This is a genomic window from Nitrincola lacisaponensis (assembly GCF_000691225.1).
Lineage (GTDB): Bacteria > Pseudomonadota > Gammaproteobacteria > Pseudomonadales > Balneatricaceae > Nitrincola > Nitrincola lacisaponensis.
Genome location: NZ_JMSZ01000032.1, coordinates 38,140 through 55,325, shown reverse-complemented (window position 1 = coordinate 55,325; position 17,186 = coordinate 38,140). Strand labels below are relative to the sequence as shown.

General features: G+C 52.7%; 17 protein-coding genes. 10 read left to right on the top strand and 7 right to left on the bottom strand.

What is annotated here, in order from left to right:
• Window positions 1-37: 37 nt before the first annotated feature.
• Window positions 38-1,669 (bottom strand): BCCT family transporter, encoded by a 1,632-nt coding sequence (locus ADINL_RS10300; protein WP_036547453.1) that lies wholly within the window; start codon window positions 1,667-1,669, stop codon window positions 38-40.
• Window positions 1,670-2,012: 343 nt separating this feature from the next.
• Between ADINL_RS10300 and ADINL_RS10295 the strand changes: the two genes are divergently transcribed.
• The 7 genes from ADINL_RS10295 to mnhG are packed head-to-tail and all read left to right on the top strand — an operon-like array spanning window position 2,013 to window position 7,943.
• Window positions 2,013-4,454, top strand: coding sequence for a putative monovalent cation/H+ antiporter subunit A (locus ADINL_RS10295; protein ID WP_084154475.1), 2,442 nt, complete (start codon window positions 2,013-2,015; stop codon window positions 4,452-4,454).
• Between the two features lies 1 nt (window position 4,455).
• A complete protein-coding gene (locus tag ADINL_RS10290) occupies window positions 4,456-4,887 on the top strand; it encodes a Na+/H+ antiporter subunit B (RefSeq protein WP_036547450.1) in 432 nt (143 codons plus the stop codon).
• A gap of 14 nt (window positions 4,888-4,901) precedes the next feature.
• Entirely contained in the window at window positions 4,902-5,249 is a 348-nt protein-coding gene (locus ADINL_RS10285) for a Na+/H+ antiporter subunit C (protein WP_036547448.1), read from the top strand.
• Window positions 5,246-6,751, top strand: a complete 1,506-nt coding sequence (locus tag ADINL_RS10280; protein WP_036547446.1) for a Na+/H+ antiporter subunit D — start codon at window positions 5,246-5,248, stop codon at window positions 6,749-6,751. The genes ADINL_RS10285 and ADINL_RS10280 overlap by 4 nt, the downstream gene beginning before the upstream one ends.
• Window positions 6,748-7,221: a Na+/H+ antiporter subunit E gene (locus ADINL_RS10275; RefSeq protein WP_036547442.1), complete on the top strand. Its 474-nt coding sequence runs from the start codon at window positions 6,748-6,750 to the stop codon at window positions 7,219-7,221. The genes ADINL_RS10280 and ADINL_RS10275 overlap by 4 nt, the downstream gene beginning before the upstream one ends.
• A gap of 19 nt (window positions 7,222-7,240) precedes the next feature.
• Complete coding sequence (locus ADINL_RS16255; RefSeq protein ID WP_036547439.1) at window positions 7,241-7,510, top strand: MrpF/PhaF family protein; 270 nt, start codon at window positions 7,241-7,243, stop codon at window positions 7,508-7,510.
• On the top strand, window positions 7,503-7,943 hold the full coding sequence (gene mnhG / locus ADINL_RS10265; RefSeq protein WP_036547436.1) for a monovalent cation/H(+) antiporter subunit G: 441 nt from the start codon (window positions 7,503-7,505) through the stop codon (window positions 7,941-7,943). The genes ADINL_RS16255 and mnhG overlap by 8 nt, the downstream gene beginning before the upstream one ends.
• Window positions 7,944-7,964: 21 nt before the next feature.
• Here the strand turns inward: mnhG and ADINL_RS10260 are convergent, their stop codons facing one another.
• Window positions 7,965-9,254 carry a M18 family aminopeptidase gene (locus ADINL_RS10260; RefSeq protein WP_084154473.1) on the bottom strand — a complete coding sequence of 430 codons (1,290 nt, stop codon included), beginning with the start codon at window positions 9,252-9,254 and terminating at the stop codon, window positions 7,965-7,967.
• A gap of 161 nt (window positions 9,255-9,415) precedes the next feature.
• Between ADINL_RS10260 and ADINL_RS10255 the strand changes: the two genes are divergently transcribed.
• From ADINL_RS10255 to rpsA, 3 genes are all read left to right on the top strand, one after another.
• On the top strand, window positions 9,416-11,509 hold the full coding sequence (locus ADINL_RS10255; RefSeq protein ID WP_036548632.1) for a carboxy terminal-processing peptidase: 2,094 nt from the start codon (window positions 9,416-9,418) through the stop codon (window positions 11,507-11,509).
• On the top strand, window positions 11,499-12,335 hold the full coding sequence (locus ADINL_RS10250; RefSeq protein WP_036547432.1) for a hypothetical protein: 837 nt from the start codon (window positions 11,499-11,501) through the stop codon (window positions 12,333-12,335). Before ADINL_RS10255 ends, ADINL_RS10250 begins: the two co-directional genes overlap by 11 nt.
• 178 nt (window positions 12,336-12,513) lie before the next feature.
• Entirely contained in the window at window positions 12,514-14,196 is a 1,683-nt protein-coding gene (gene rpsA / locus ADINL_RS10245; RefSeq protein ID WP_036547429.1) for a 30S ribosomal protein S1, read from the top strand.
• Between the two features lie 97 nt (window positions 14,197-14,293).
• Here rpsA and ADINL_RS10240 read toward each other — a convergent pair whose 3' ends face one another.
• The 5 genes from ADINL_RS10240 to ADINL_RS10220 are packed head-to-tail and all read right to left on the bottom strand — an operon-like array spanning window position 14,294 to window position 17,175.
• Window positions 14,294-14,752: a YcgN family cysteine cluster protein gene (locus tag ADINL_RS10240; protein ID WP_036547426.1), complete on the bottom strand. Its 459-nt coding sequence runs from the start codon at window positions 14,750-14,752 to the stop codon at window positions 14,294-14,296.
• A gap of 2 nt (window positions 14,753-14,754) precedes the next feature.
• A complete protein-coding gene (locus tag ADINL_RS10235) occupies window positions 14,755-15,042 on the bottom strand; it encodes a YcgL domain-containing protein (protein ID WP_036547424.1) in 288 nt (95 codons plus the stop codon).
• Window positions 15,036-16,244, bottom strand: coding sequence for a ribonuclease D (gene rnd / locus ADINL_RS10230; RefSeq protein WP_051632716.1), 1,209 nt, complete (start codon window positions 16,242-16,244; stop codon window positions 15,036-15,038). Before rnd ends, ADINL_RS10235 begins: the two co-directional genes overlap by 7 nt.
• The gene (gene recR / locus ADINL_RS10225; protein WP_036547421.1) at window positions 16,241-16,852 is read right to left on the bottom strand and encodes a recombination mediator RecR; all 612 of its coding nucleotides are present in this window, start codon (window positions 16,850-16,852) and stop codon (window positions 16,241-16,243) included. Before recR ends, rnd begins: the two co-directional genes overlap by 4 nt.
• The gene (locus tag ADINL_RS10220) at window positions 16,852-17,175 is read right to left on the bottom strand and encodes a YbaB/EbfC family nucleoid-associated protein (RefSeq protein WP_152547662.1); all 324 of its coding nucleotides are present in this window, start codon (window positions 17,173-17,175) and stop codon (window positions 16,852-16,854) included. Before ADINL_RS10220 ends, recR begins: the two co-directional genes overlap by 1 nt.
• Between the last annotated feature and the right edge of the window lie 11 nt (window positions 17,176-17,186).

The window sequence follows — 17,186 nt, the reverse complement described above, 5'->3', positions numbered from 1 at the left end:
ATTCAATCGATCCGTGGATGCTCTCTGATGGATTATCTTAGCCTCGCGGCTCAGATGACAAGCCTTTCAACATCGCCACACAGGCCACCAGCAGCACAATGGTGAAGGGGAAACCTGTAGAAACGGCCATGGCCTGCAACGCCGCCAGACCACCACCCAACAGGAGTGCCGCAGCAATCAGGCCCTCAAAGGTACACCAAAAGACACGCTGTGGTGTTGGAGCATTGACCTTGCCGCCAGCCGCAATCGTGTCAATAACCAGCGAACCGGAGTCCGATGAGGTCACAAAGAACACCACCACCAGAATAATCGCAACAAATGACGTAATCTGCGCCAATGGCAATACATCCAGCATATTAAACAGCTGCAAAGGCAGTGCAGCATCAGCGGCAGCTGTGTAGCCACTCAGGTACTGGCTGATAGCGGTACTACCAAATACGGTCATCCAGAGCACGCAGGCTGCGGATGGAATCAGCAAAACTGAAATCATGAACTCACGTACCGTGCGGCCACGGGATACCCGGGCAATAAACATCCCGACAAAAGGTGACCAGGAGATCCACCAAGCCCAGTAGAAGGCAGTCCAGCCAGAGGCAAAGTTGCTGTCTTCACGACCCACCGGATTCGCCAGAGCAGGTAAATGCTGGAAATAGGCTGCCAGATTGGCAAAAAAGCCTGTCAGTATCGCCAGAGTCGGTCCAGCCACTATCACAAACAGCATCAGCAACAGTGCCAGTGTCATATTGATTTCTGACAAGCGTTTGACACCCGCCTCCAGACCCGCAACCACAGACACTAATGCAATCAGCGTAATACCGAAAATAAGCAGAATCTGAGTTGTCGTGCTTTCCGGCACACCAAACAGATAATTCAAACCGGCGGCAGCCTGCGAGGCACCCAACCCTAGTGATGTTGCCAAACCAAACAGGGTGGCAAAGACGGCAAGGATATCGATGATATGGCCTGGCCATCCCCAGACACGTTCACCCAGCAAGGGATAGAAAACTGAACGTATCGTCAGTGGCAGTCCCTTGTTAAAGGAAAACAACGCCAGTCCCAGCGCCAGCACTGCGTAAATCGCCCAGGGATGCAGTGCCCAGTGATAAATTGTAGCGGCCATGGCCAAACGTTCGGCTGCCTGCGGATCACCGGCAGCAGCGCCCAGAGGTGCCCAGTCAGTTCTTGCGCCTACTTCACCGCTGATTCCGCCCATTGATGAAGAGAAGTGCGACAGAGGTTCGGAAACACCAAAAAACATCAGCCCGATGCCCATGCCTGCAGCAAACAGCATGGAGAACCAGCCCAGATACGAAAAGTCAGGTTTTGCTTCTGTACCACCCAGGCGCACCTTGCCCAGCGGGGAGACAATCAGAAACAGACACAGCAGAACAAAAATATTGCCTGCACTGATAAAAAACCAGTCCAGGTTTGTGGTCAACCAGTTACGCAGACTTGTGAAGCTGGGCTCCAGATAACCTTGAAACGTTAATGTCAGCACAACAAATGCGATAACGGTGAGACCGGAGATTAAAAAGACACGGTTATGAATATCGAGTCCGAAAGGGCCAATTTTCAGCGCGATATTATCCTGCCCAATCTGATAATCAGTATTGATCGGATTGACCTCGCCATCAGGCACCATCGGATCTTTTGGGTCATGTTCACTCATGGTGACAGGCACTCCATTTAAGGTTATTGCGTTTTCCCGTTGCCCGCTCGAACACGCAACTCGTGCAATGCAACAGAATCGGAAGCGGGCACTCGGTCATTACTGGACAAAGACTTACACCCTTTTTTACCCTAACAGCTTGAGCCTTCACATGCCACCTGACAGCGCCCTGCACATGCTTATTTCCGACAGGTCAACTCAACTTTAAAGCCCTGCCCCGAACCGATTATTCTTTACGGAACTTTCTACTTATGTAGAATGTCACTGAGTATTCATACAATAAGAGTGGCCTGCTATCTGGCAAGGGCACGTTAAAACGACCGGAATCTAAACAGGATAAACCATGCAATTAAGCGTCTTGGTTATTTACCTTCTGGCCGCGCTGACACCCTGGCTGTACAGCAAACACAAGGCCCGTACCCCGAACCTGCTGGCATTATTGCCTGCAGCACTGACTCTGTGGTTCGCATCACATATCCCACTGATTGCCAGTGGTGAAATACTGGTACACGAGTACGCCTGGATACCGGGTCTGGATATTTCCCTGACCATGGTACTGGACGGACTCTCGTTAATGTTCGCCCTGCTTATCTGCGGCATCGGTACATTTATTGTGCTGTACGCTGGCAGCTATCTGAAAGGGCATCAGGATCTGCCACGCTTTCTGGTGGTACTGCTGTCATTCATGGCCTCCATGCTGGGCCTGGTACTGGCGGACAACCTGATTACCCTGTTTGTATTCTGGGAACTCACCAGCATCACCTCATACATGTTGATCGGCTTCAACCATCAGAATGCAGAGGCTCGCAAGGCCGCACTGCAGGGTCTGATCGTGACCGTCGGTGGCGGACTGGCACTATTGGCGGGTCTGATCATGCTGGCCGGTGCCGGTGGCAGCTATTCGCTGCAGGAAATTTTCAACAGCACCGAGGTACTGAGTGAGCATCCTCTGTATGTCGGCATGATGGTCTGTCTGTTACTGGGTGCGTTCACCAAATCGGCCCAGTTCCCGTTCCACTTCTGGTTACCCAATGCGATGGCGGCCCCCACGCCGGTCAGTGCGTACCTGCACTCAGCAACCATGGTCAAAGCCGGTGTTTACCTGATGGCACGTCTCTATCCGGAACTGGGAGGTACAGACCTCTGGATCAATACCCTGACCAGCTTCGGTGCACTGACCATGCTGACAGGTGCCTTTATGGCGATTCGCAGCACGGACCTGAAAAAACTGCTCGCCTATTCCACGGTGATGGCCCTGGGTACGCTGACGTTGCTGCTGGGGCTGAGCACTGAACTGGCGATGCTGGCCTTTGCTGCCTATCTGCTGGCCCATTCACTGTACAAAGGCGCATTGTTCATGCTGGCCGGAATCGTCGATCATGAAACCGGTACCCGCGATGTCACACAGCTGGGCGGACTGCGCAAGCTCATGCCGGTAACGGCACTCTGTACGCTGATTGCCGCGTTCTCACTGGCTGGTCTACCACCCATGTTTGGCTTCGTTGCCAAAGAGTTACTGCTGGAATCCTTGCTGGAAGGTCCTGTAGGCTTGCTGATTGTACTAATGGTCATCACTTCGGCAATTCTGGTGGTGGCCGTGGCCGCCGTGATCGCCTTGCGCCCATTCTTCGGTCGATTCATTCCTCAGGCACGTACCGTACACGAAGCGCCGAAGCTGATGCTGGCGGGCCCGGTGGTGCTGACCACCCTGTCGCTGCTGGCCGGACTCTTGCCCGGCTATGCGGGTCACTACATTACCCTGCCTGCCTCAATGGCCGTTGCCGGTCAGCCGGTCGATGGCTACCTGTCGCTTTGGCATGGCTTTAATCTGCCGCTCTTGCTGTCGGTCATCAGTCTGGCGACGGGGTACTTCCTCTACCGCTACTGGGATACCCTGCGCGATACGCTGCGCCTGTTCAACCCGCTGATTGAACGTGGACCCGAAGCTGGCTACTTCCGTTTTATGCAAGGCATCGTGCTGATTTCCGAATGGCAAACACGGGTACTGCAAAATGGCTCCATGCGTAATTATTTGCGCACCATTTTGCTGACATTTATCGGTATCACAGGCTACACCCTGTTCTGGCGTTACGAAGTTCACTGGAACTGGGACCTGAGCCTCTATCTGCATGAAGTTGTCGTGGCACTGATACTGGTTTCAGCAGCGGCAGCAGCCAGCATTACCCGTTCACGACTGGGTGCGGTAGCATCCATGGGTGCGGTGGGCTTTTCGGTTGCCCTGATCTTTATTCTGTTCAGCGCGCCGGATCTGGGTATTACACAGATACTGGTGGAAACCCTGACCGTGATTCTGCTGGTACTGGTGCTGTTCCGCTTGCCCGGTTTCTCCAGCACCTCCACGCCGGCAGAACGAGGCCGTGATGCCTTTGTTGCCCTGCTGACCGGCGCACTGATGACGCTGCTGATCATGATCACCATTGACGTCCAGCTGTTCCCGTCGATTTCTGATTACATGATCGAAAACAGCCAGCCACTGGCGTATGGTCGCAATATCGTCAACGTCATTCTGGTGGACTACCGTGCTCTGGATACGCTGGGTGAGATTTTTGTTCTGGCCCTGGCCGCTCTGGGTGTCTATGCCATGATCAAATTCCGTCCTGATACCCAGCCGGGTGCCAACCATTACGCTGGCACACTGATCCTGCCGCCCAAACAGGTTCCGGAAAAGGACATAGTGCATTCACTGGATGAACGCCAGCAGATGAAAGCCCAGCAACAAAAAGCCCAGGCACAAATGGATAGCCAGACCAAGGAGACTCACTGACATGATGAAACCCGGCACGCTTATCCTGCATGTTGCAGCACGTTTTCTGGTGCCGCTACAGCTGCTGTTCTCAGTGTTTCTGCTTTTGCGTGGTCATAATGAACCCGGCGGTGGCTTTATCGCCGGCCTGGTCGCCTCAGGTGCCTTTGCGCTGTATCTGTTCACCTTCGGAGCAGTGATGACACGCGATCTGATGCGCATAGATCCACGCAATCTGATCGGCATAGGTTTATTCCTGGCCATGATATCTGTCTTTCCGGCCTGGTTTCAGGATCAGGCCTTCCTGACATCCCAATGGTGGCCGGTGATGCTGCCTGGAGGTACGGAAATCAAACTGTCAACGCCCCTTATTTTTGATATCGGGGTGTATTTCACGGTGTTCGGTTCGGTGATGCTGATGCTTGTCGCCCTGACTGAAACCGAAGAACGCTGAGATAAGGAGCGACTATGGAACCGATTATGGCCATTGTGGCCGGTTGTCTGTATGCCGCCGCCATTTACATGATGCTCAGACGCAGCATCGTCAAACTGGTGATCGGTCTGATGCTGCTGTCGAATGCAGCCAACCTGCTGATTTTCACGTCCGCAGGTATGACACGCGGCGCCCCACCGCTGATCCCGGTTGGCGCCATGCAGCCTGAAGGCATCATTGCCGACCCGCTGCCACAAGCGCTGATTCTGACAGCGATCGTTATAGCCTTTGGTGTACTGGCCTTTGCCGTTGTACTGATTCACCGCGCCTATAACATTATCCACACCGACAACCTGGATCAGATGAAGGATACCGACACGTGAGCCCTGAAGTCGCACTGCCGATTATTATCCCCCTGCTGACAGGCACGCTGACTTTGCTGGCCTGGCGCTCTAACAGTGTTCAGAAAATACTCTCGGTTATTGGCAGTATCGCCCTGCTGATAGCCAGTATCTGGCTGCTGGCCAGTGTGCGTGAAACCGGCCATGTGGTCATGTATATGGGTGGATGGGTCGCGCCCTATGGTATTACCTTGGTCGCTGACATGCTCAGTGCCATCATGGTGGTACTGACCGGCATGATGGCAGTGGCCATCGCCATTTTCTCACTGTCGTCTGCCTCTGCAAGTCACGAGCGTTTCGGTTACTACCCACTCATGCATCTGCTGCTGGCCGGTGTCGCAGGCTCCTTCCTGACAGGCGATATTTTCAATCTCTATGTCTGGTTTGAGGTGATGCTGGTCGCATCTTTTGCGCTGCTGATACTCGGTGGTGAACGTGCGCAGATGGAGGGTGCGGTCAAGTATGTTACCCTGAACCTGCTTTCTTCCGCCATTTTCCTCAGCGCCATCGGTCTGCTCTATGGTCTGGTAGGCACGCTGAACATGGCAGATATCGCACTGAAGCTGTCTCAGGCTGAAAATTCGGGCCTGGTGGATGTTATCGCAGTCATGTTTATGGTGGCCTTTGGCATCAAAGCAGCAGCCTTCCCGCTGTTTTTCTGGCTGCCTGCATCCTACCACACTGGCCCGGTTGCCGTTTCTGCGCTATTCGCCGGTCTGCTGACCAAGGTAGGTGTCTATGCGCTGTTCCGGGTATTCACGCTGATTTTCAACCAGAGCCCGGAATTCACTCATCAGTTGCTGCTTTGGGTCGCCGCACTGACCATGATTACCGGGGTTCTGGGTGCAGCGGCCCAGTTTGAATTCCGACGGATACTGTCTTTCCACATTGTCAGCCAGATCGGCTATATGATTCTGGGGCTGGCGCTGTTTACACCGTTGGCCATTATCGGTGGTGTGTTCTATATCATGCACCACATCATCGTGAAGACCAATCTGTTCCTGATCAGTGGTATCGCACACCGACTGCTGGGCACCTACGACCTGAAAAAACTCGGTGGGCTGTACAAAACCCGCCCCTTTCTCAGCGTCATGTTCCTGGTACCCGCGCTGTCACTGGCCGGACTACCCCCGCTGTCCGGATTCTTTGCCAAGTTCATTGTCATCCGTGCCGGGGTTGAAGCTGAGGCCTGGGTGGTCACAGGCGTGGCACTGCTGGTTGGTCTGCTGACACTCTACTCAATGATCAAAATCTGGGCTGAAGCCTTCTGGAAAAAGCTGCCGGAAGAAACCGATGGCAGTGGCCTGCAGCAAGCGATGACACCCTCTCTGGCAGCACTCTACCTGCCGGTCATTCTGCTGGCAGCCTGCACCCTGTTTATCGGTCTGAACGGCCAACCCATCTATCTGATGGCTGAATTTTCAGCACAACAACTGATGAATCCAGCCGGTTACATTGAAGCGGTGCTGGGGGTGAAACCATGATGGCATTTATGTGGAACCTGTTGCTGGCACTGATCTGGGTGGTACTGACAGGTGACCTGAGTGGTATTAACCTGTTTGCCGGCTTGATTGTGGGCTATCTGGTACTGGGATTAATGCAACGCCAGGTACCAATGTTGCGGGGTTACACCAGTCGACTGCCACGACTGATTCGCTTCATTTTCTTCTTTTTCAAGGAGTTGATTGTCGCAAATCTGAAAGTGGCTTTTGATATCGTCACCCCTATCTGGCATATGAAGCCGGGTGTAATCGCCATGCCCCTGGAAGCACGAACAGAAATGGAGATCACCATGGTCGCCAATCTGATCTCCCTGACGCCAGGTACCCTCAGTCTCGATGTTTCAGATGATCGCCGGGTACTGTTTATTCATGCGATGTTCCTCGATGATGAGCAAGCTGTCCGTGACAGCCTCAAAGAGATGGAGCGTCGGGTTCTGGAAATCCTGCGCTGACGGTTTTACAGGAGGAACTGTGCAATTTGTTATCTATTTGACCTTTGCCACACTGAGTCTGGCAATGATTCTGATCTTTATCCGGTTGATCCTGGGTCCGACATTACCGGACCGTGTGGTCGCACTGGAGTTGCTGGCATCTGTGATTGTCGCCATGATCGGTGCCTATGCCATTTATACCGATACCGCCAGCTTTATTGATGTTGCGATTGTCGCAGCCTTGACGGCATTTTTGGCAGCCATAGGCTTTGCCCGCTTTCTGGAACGAGGAGGTCCACGTGATGATTGAGTGGATTATCAAATTTTTGATGTTGACCAGCTCTATTTTCATTCTGCTGGCAGCGATAGGTGTGCTCAGACTACCGGATCTGCTCACCCGCATGCACGCCAGTACCAAAGCCGGTGCACTGGGTATCACGCTGATGATGATTGCCGCCAGCTTTCACTTTTTCGATACCGTCGTCATGGCCAAAAGCCTGGCTGTCATCATCTTTATTCTGATCACAGCCCCGATTGCCGCTCACGCCATAGGACGTGCGGGTTACTTTGTCGGCGTACCTGTCTGGTCAAAAACGGTCAAAGATGAATTGATCAACTGTTATGATCCAGACTCTCACCGCTTGCTGAGCGGCCTGGAAACTGAGGAAGAGCTGGAAATCTATCGCCAGAACCTAGACTACAAACCTCGTATCCGGGTTACACGGCGGGAAAAGAACGACTGATCCCGCCGTAACTTGTCGGCATCAGGACTGATACAGCTCCATCAGTATCCGGGTCAGGCCGATCGCATCTTCTGCACCGGCAGTCTCGCGAATGGAGTGCATGGCAAACTGCGGCACACCGACATCCACTGTCGGGATGCCCGTTTCAGTTGCTACAATTGGGCCTATGGTGCTGCCGCACCCCTGATCACTGCGTACGACGAAGCTCTGAACCGGCACTCCCGCACGGTATGCCAGGTCGCGGAAGCGGGCACTGGTTTCACTGTTGCTGGCATAGCGCTGATTGGAATTGATCTTGATCACCGGCCCCTGATTCAGGCGAGGCCCATGATTATCATCATGACGATCGGCAAAGTTCGGGTGTATTCCATGTGCGTTATCTGCTGACACAAACAAGGAGTTCGCCAATACTGCATAGCGGTTACAATCAGCCGGTAATACCCGATCCAGCCACTGTGTCAGCATCGGTCCCTGAGCACCACAGGCACTGGCACTCCCTACCTCTTCATGATCATTACAGATCAGTACCTGTCCGTTACCCGGCCGGGACTCAATCAACGCCTGCAAACCAATAAAGCAGCTCAGCAGATTATCCAGCCTGGCTGAGCACACCAGCGCATCATCCAGCCCGACCAGCGCCGCTTTCTGGCAATCATAAAAGGCCAGTTCATAATCCAGTACTGCCGCCACATCAACCTGTTCGGCCAGCAGCTTCTGCTGCAAGAGTGCACGGAAGTCCGGCTTTTCAGTCGCCTGACCCAGAATCGGCGGCAGATAGGTCTGTGCATTGATGCTGCGAGCCGCATTGGCTTCACGATCCAGATGAATAGCCAGACTCGGAATCACGGCAATCGGTTTTTTGAAATCAATCAAGTGACTGCTGAGTTGCCCTGAAGACTGACGGACAGTGACCCGCCCTGCCAGCGAAAGGTCACGGTCAAACCAGGGGTTCAACAACACGCCACCATAGACCTCCACGCCGAGCTGAAAGTAGCCCTGACGCAACAGTTCCGGCTGTGGTTTGACCTTGAGGCACGGTGAGTCTGTATGCGCACCGGTTAACCGCAAGCCCGCGGCAAAGCCCTGAGCTTCAACCGGCTGACGCCAGGCGATAATTGACGAGCCATTACGTGTTGTATAATACCCCTGGCCAGGTTGCAGCACCCAGGGATCACTTTCTTTGAGGGACATAAAGCCTGCCTGATCCAGTCGCGCGGCGATACTGGCGACTGCATGAAAAGGCGTAGGTGACTGGTCGAGAAAATTCAGTAGTGCCTGATTAAAATCAGCCGTGTTCAATCGGGTATTCACAGGGTACTCCTGCCGAAAATCAATATTTCTCTTAATTTTACATTACTCCTGCCGATGACTACACTGGCAAATCCTGTAATATAAGAACCATTTGACAAGGAACCACGTATCTTCACTGATGTCTTACTCCGAAGATGGAACAATCAGGAATTATCCAGACCATGACCAGATTTAGACTCAAAACCCTGCTGACCGGCATTACCCTGGCAGTTTTACTCGCCATCAGCCCGGTGCATGCACGTTATGCTGCAGAGCCTCAACATGAAGAGGCACTTCTGGATGTTATTTCAGCCCTGCAGTACAACCACTACAGTGGCAAAAAGATGGACGAGCAACTCTCTTCCGATATTTTTGACCGTTATCTCAAAGACCTGGATCCATCCCGTATCTATTTCTACGCTGCCGATGTACGTGAATATGAGCATGCACGCGAAGCGATCGGGCTGGAAATACTCATGGGCAACAGCCAGACTGGCTTTGCTATCTATAATCGATTTCACCAGCGCCAGCTGGAACGCCTGACCTTCATGCTGGACCTGCTGGGCGATGAAAACCATATTTTTGATTTCAACTCTGATCTCACCATCGAAACAGACCGTTCCGAAGCCAGCTGGATTCAGACACCTGAAGAGATGGACAGGCTCTGGTACAAGCGTCTGAAAAATGCCCTGATCAGCCTGAAACTGGCAGACCAGACTCTGGCTGAAGCACGTGAGACATTGATTCAACGTTACGAAAGCCAGAAAAGCCGCCTGCAGCAAACCAACAATGAAGATGTGTTCGAGCGCTATGCCAATGCCATTGCGCACGAATTCGACCCGCACAGCCAGTACCTGTCTCCACGTAATCAGGAAAATTTCCAGATCAATATGAGCCTGTCACTGGAAGGCATCGGTGCCGTACTTCAAGGTGAAGACGAACACACCAAGGTTGTGCGTCTGGTACCTGGCGGTCCAGCTGATCTGGCTGGCCAGCTGCGCCCTTCTGATATTATTGTCGGTGTCGGGCAGGATACAGAAGGCCCGATTCAGGATGTTGTTGGCTGGCGTCTGGACGAAGTGGTCAACCTGATCCGAGGCCCCAGAGAGAGTGTTGTCCGCCTGCAGATTATTCCTGCCGACTCCATTGACCGCAGTGCACGCCGTGTTATTACCATTGTCCGGGACAAAGTGCGCCTGGAAGAACAGGCCGCACAAAAGCGCATCATTGACATCACTCGCAATGAACAGCCCTACCGTATCGGTGTCATAGAGATTCCGGCCTTTTACATCGACTTTGCCGCGATGCAGGCGGGTGACCCTGAGTACAAGAGCACCACGCGTGATGTTGAGCGACTGATCGAAGAGCTGAAACAGGAAAATATCGATTCACTGATTGTCGATCTGCGTAATAACGGTGGCGGCTCGCTGCGTGAAGCCAATGAACTGACCGGTCTGTTCATCAGCCGGGGACCCACCGTACAGATTCGTGATGCCAGTGGACGTGTCGATATTCTTGGCGACTTTGATCCAAAAGTAGCCTGGAGCGGTCCCATGGCCGTGATTGTCAACCGACTCAGCGCCTCTGCTTCCGAAATCTTTGCCGGTGCCATTCAGGACTATAATCGTGGTTTGGTCGTTGGCAGCCGCACTTTCGGTAAAGGTACTGTTCAAACTTTGCTGCCACTTGAACATGGCCAGATGAAGCTGACACATGCCAAGTTCTACCGTATTTCTGGTGAAAGTACACAGAACAAAGGTGTGGAGCCTCATATCCACTTCCCGACACTGTTCGATGAAAAGGAAATCGGTGAGAGTGCGCTGGAAGGTGCACTGCCTTGGGATACAGTTCACCCGGTACGCCATGGCCGCTTCCCCAGCCTGGCGCCCTTCCTGGATGATCTGACTCACCGGCATGAAAACCGTATTGCCAACAATCCGGATTTCATCTTTATGCAACAGCATATCGAGCGCAGTCGCGAACAACGCCAACAAACCAGTGTTCCACTGAATATCAGTGAGGTCCGCGCCCAGCGGGATGAAGTGGAACAATGGCAGATCAATACCGAGAATGAACGGCGTATGGCTAAAGGCGAACCACCTATTCGCCAGCTCAGTGAACTGGATGACCTGCTACCCAAGGACAGCCAGGGCCGTCCGGTTAACCCCGAAGCAGAATCGATACTCCATGAAACCGCTGAAATCATGGTCGACTTTATCGATCTGCACCTGTCACATACCGCTCAGACATCCGGCAAAGTTGTGAATGGCAACTGACGAAAAAGACCAGTCACCCGCTGAATCAGCGGGTGGCAAGCAAGCGAACAAAAAAAAGCTGATGCTGTTCATCACAGCCCCTGTTGCTGTGATCTTAGTTGGCACTCTCGGCTTTTTCGCCTTTGGTGCGCTACAGAGCCAACATGAACGCAACCAGGTCGACCTGGAAAAATTCGGCTTTGATCTGCGCGGCACCTCCCAGTTCGAAAGGTCTGAAGGCATACTTGGGGAAACCCAGCTGCCATCTACATTCGGGACTGAAAACCTCACGCCCGCTGAGCGAGTGGTCCACAGTCTGGTTCGGGATCGGGAAAATCTGATTATAGAAAACCGCACACTCAGACAACAGATTGAAGCGCTGGAAGCACAGCTGCAAAGCTATGAAGAAGATCGCCGTATGGCCGAATACTTCATGCCGGAAAATTTCAATCAGGAACTGCAGCGTGTCGAGCGCATGCTGTTGACCTACCTGCGTCAATCTGCAGATGCACAACGCTTCAGCAATTTTCGTCTGGAAATCATGGCTGCCGCCGGACGCATGGAGTATCAACGCTTTGTTGAAGCCAATATGCTGATGCTGGATGCCGTGCAACGCACTGAAATCGTTGTCGATTTCCTGCCTGCATTCATGTTCTGTGTGGGTGATGCCATCGACCTGGCTGCCAACAGCTTCAATGAGGAACGCGAGATTCGTGACTTCTTCGGCAACCCTGAGCAACAACGTCTGTCACCCGAGATACAGGAAGATCTGGATATTGTACTTCCTCCCTGTCAGCGCGAGTTGCGACAAGGACTGAACACACACATGGCACACCTGCTCGACTGAGCATTTTTTATCCAGGTGCTGTTCACCCGAGACAATCCCCTGTATAATTTGACCTCTTTTTTCGTAGTCCTGATACTTCACCAGTAGCGTATCAGGAAAGCGATTATTGCTAACCGACCCTGTATAACTGGTGATACAGGCTGGAAGCTGCAACCGCAGCGAACTATAGGACAATTTCATGAGCGAAAGCTTTGCTGATCTTTTTGAAGAATCCCTGCAATCTCTGGATATGACTCCGGGCACACTGGTTACCGGTGAAGTTGTCGATATCGACAGCGACTGGGTGACCATCAACGCCGGTCTGAAATCTGAAGCGATCATTCCACGCGCTCAGTTTCTGAACGACAACAACGAGCTCGAAATCAAACTGGGTGACACTGTCAAGGTTGCACTGGAAGCCGTTGAAGACGGTTTCGGTGAAACTCGCCTGTCACGCGAAAAAGCCAAGCGTTCAGAAGCCTGGGAAGTTCTTCAGAGCAAATTTGACGCCGAAGAGACCGTTAAAGGTTATATCTCTGGCAAGGTCAAAGGCGGTTTCACTGTCAGCATCAACAATATCCAAGGCTTCCTGCCAGGCTCTCTGGTTGACGTGCGTCCAGTACGCGATGTCGATCACCTGGAAGGCAAAGAGCTGGAATTCAAACTGATCAAGCTGGATCCTAAGCGTAACAACATCGTCGTTTCACGTCGTGCCGTTATGCAGGAAGCCAACAGCGCACAGCGCGATGAACTGCTCGCGACTCTGGATGAAGGCCAGGTGGTTAAAGGTTTCGTTAAGAACCTGACCAACTACGGTGCCTTTATCGATCTGGGCGGTGTTGATGGCCTGCTGCACATCACTGACATGGCGTGGAAGCGTATTTCTCACCCAAGCGAAATGCTGAATCCAGGTGATGAAATCTCTGTTCGCATCATCAAGTTCGACAAAGACTCTGGCCGTATCTCTCTGGGCCTGAAGCAGCTGTCTGAAGATCCATGGGAAGCGATCAAAAACCGTTACCCAGCTGGCTCTAAAGTCGCTGCACGTGTAACCAACCTGACTGACTACGGCTGCTTTGCTTCTATCGAAGACGGCGTTGAAGGTCTGGTACACGTTTCTGAAATGTCCTGGACCAACAAGAACATCCACCCATCCAAGATCGTACAGATCGGTGATGAAGTGGAAGTGATGATCCTGGATGTTGATGAAGAGCGTCGCCGTATCTCCCTGGGTATCAAGCAGTGCACCGTGAATCCTTGGATCGCCTTCTCTGAGAAGTATGCGGCCAACGACAAGGTTCAGGGCACCATCAAAACCATCACTGATTTCGGTATCTTTGTCGGCCTCGACAACGATCTGGACGGTCTGGTTCACATGTCTGATATCTCTTGGGAAGCCGATGCTGAAGCAGCTCTGCGTCAGTACAAGAAAGGCGACGAAGTTGAAGCGGTCATTCTGTCTATCGATGCTGAGAAAGAGCGTATCTCTCTGGGTATCAAGCAGCTGGAAAGCGATCCGTTTGCTGAGTTTGCTGCCGCTAACGACAAAGGCACTATCGTCACTGGTACAGTTACCAGCGTTGATGCCAAAGGTGCTGTTGTTGAACTGGCCGAAGGCATTGAAGCTCAACTGAAAGTATCTGAACTGTCTGCTGATCGTGTCGAAGACGCTACCAGCGTACTGAAAGAAGGTGATTCAGTTGAAGCCAAGATCATCAACGTTGATCGTCGCAACCGCGTCATCAGCCTGTCGATCAAGGCTAAAGACCAGGCTGATGAGAAAGCCGCTATCAGCGCTGTTCGCAACCAGGAAGTCGAAGTAGCCGGTCCGACCACTATCGGTGATCTGATCAAGCAGCAGATGGCTAACCAGAACAACTAATCAGCCCTTCCAGGCTGTGCCGTTAAAAAAAGCACCTTCGGGTGCTTTTTTTGTAATATCGGCCCGGCAAGGGACAAACAGAGCAGAGACAGCTCAATCAGCCTCGGAAAATAATCCCCTCTTCCATGACAAAATCCACCAGATCATCTTCCTCAATCTCGTCATCCTTCACCTGAAAAACATTCAGTACAGACAGACCTGATGAAATCATGGAATCAGCTGAACCACTCATCAGTGGATGCCTTTCCGGCAAAGGCTTGCCTTCATACACCAGCCGATAGGCGCAACTGGGTGGCAGCCAGTGAAATGCAGGAACATCTTCAGGGCGCAACTGCACACAGGAAGGAACCAGCACCGTACGCTCCGAGTAACGCGTACAGCGACAGGTATCTTCATCGAGGAGGTGACAGACGACTGAGGTATAAAACACCTCATCGGTATCCTCATCTTCTATCTTGTGCAGGCAGCAAAGCGCACAACCGTCACACAAGGACTCCCACTCGTCCTGTGTCATCTCATGCAGCTGCTTACGCTGCCAGAACACCTGCTGAGCCACCGTCAGCGTACCCCTGTTTCCGGACGTTCACGATACAGGTCCAGCAGGTAATCCTCTTTCGGTGGCGGCATCTGCAAAAAGAAGCCTTTGTCACGGATAGCCTCAAGGACCTTTGCCGCATCAACACGCGCCAGAGTACGGCCCGGCGTCATCGGCATATCCATCACATGAACAGCCTTGCCAAATCGCTCCATCAAGGCTTCCGGAACAGGTTTCAAGCCATCACGCTTATCCACGTACAGATACATTTCATCCTTGCGGGCACTACGGTATATCGAACAAATCAGCATGCATTTTCCTGCGTTTGAGTCTGGGTATTTTCAGGCGTTGCCACTGCGGCAAGCAGACGGTCTCCAATCAGGGCCTTGCGCCAGCCTTGAAGGGTTTCCGGTAAATGATGACGTCCCTGCGCATCCTTGGAGTTGATCAGCTTTTCCAGATCACGGCGACGAATCAGTAATTCAGGCATGATCTGTTCCTGTTTGGCCACATCCCGTCCGATCGCCTTGAGACGTTTCAATGTCTGACTGTGGTAAACATGCAAAGGCAGATGAATTGGTGCAGGGGGGGCCTGCTCTGCAGACCGCTCTGCATTCGCCAGGATATCAAGAATACGCTGACCATCCTGCTTCAGATTTTGCCGACGCAAAACACCCAGCGCATCCAGTGCAGCCAGACTGGTTGGCCAGGCCTCAATCACCTTGAGTAACGCTTCGTTTTTCAGCACCAAAGGGCGACAGAGATTACGCTGACGGCAGGCCTGTTCTCTCCAGGCAGTCAAATCACGTACACCCGCAAGTTTTACGGGTGAACTGATATTCAACTGGGTAAATCGCTGATAATAATGCGTGCCTTGCGGATCACTGTCGCGTGACGACGCACTCAACAGATGACATTCATCCAGCGCCCAGTCATAACGACCCAACTGCTCAAGTTCAGCCTTGAGCTGCCAGGCAATCGCAGGCAAATAAGCCACATCCAGCGCAGCATAGTGAATCTGCTCTTCACTCAAAGGACGTTGCAACCAGTCTGAGCGCGTATGACCTTTTCCCAGACTGATCTGCAAGGCTTTCTCAACTATGCGCTGCAAGCCCATACTGAACCCCCAGCCAGCAAAAGCGGCTGCAACCTGGGTATCCAGCAATGGCTCAGGCACGACACCATAATGGTGACGAAACAGCTCCAGATCCTCACTGGAAGCATGCAGCACCTTGAGTATACGGGTGTCGGCCAACAAAGCGGCAAACGGAGCCATCTGCGTCACACTGAGCGGATCGATCAGGTAGCAGGCATGATCATCTGCGACCTGAATCAAACCTGGAATCGGATAGAAGGTATCTACCCGCATAAATTCGGTATCCAGCGCAATCAGTGGCAACTCCGCCCACTGCTGACAGTAGTGAGCCAGTTGATCGTTATCGGCAATCCAGACAGGCTGACGCGCGCTGGCTTCAAGTTGGCTCAACAGATAACCTGGCACATTTGCAGTCATGATACGTCCCGATTGATCACACGTCGGCCCGCCAGTGCGTGCGCCAGTGTACCACCATCAACAAACTCCAGCTCGCCACCCACAGGGACACCATGTGCAATCCGCGTAATACGAATATCCTCACGAGCAATTTGTCCCGTAATGTAGTGTGCTGTCGCCTCACCTTCGACTGTCGGATTGGTTGCCAGAATCAACTCGCGTATTCCGCCCTGCTCAATACGATCCAGCAGTTGCGGAATCCCCAGATCTTCCGGCCCGATGCCATCAATCGGTGACAGATGCCCCTTGAGTACAAAGTACACCCCCTGAAACCCGCCACTCTGCTCGATAGCGAGCAAATCCACCGGGGATTCCAGTACGCAGACCAGCCCCGCATCTCGCTCGCTATCGCTGCAAATATCGCAGACCGGCGTTTCTGACAGGGTACGGCACTGCTGGCACTCACCTATCTGCTCAACAGCTTGCAGCAGGGCTCCCGCCAGTTGACGGGCATTATCACGCTCACGCTCCAACAGGTGCAATGCCATGCGCTGGGCTGACTTTGGGCCCACGCCCGGCAAGCAGCGCAACGCATTAATCAGTTGCTGTAACAGTGGACTGAATGACATTAGAAAGGCATCTTGAAACCAGGAGGCATCTGCATACCACCTGTAATTTTAGCCATACGCTGCTGCGAATCTGCCTCCACTTTGCGCACAGCATCATTTACTGCAGCGGCAATCAGATCTTCCAGAATTTCTTTATCTTCTTCCATCAGACTGCTGTCGATGGCGACACTTTTAACATCATGACGGCCAGTCATCACGATACTGACCAACCCTGCACCAGACTCACCACGTACTTCAGCATTAGCAATTTCCTGCTGTACGCGCTGCATCTCTTCCTGCATTTTCTGGGCTTGCTTCATGATATCGCCCATACCTTTCATCATATTCTGTTCCT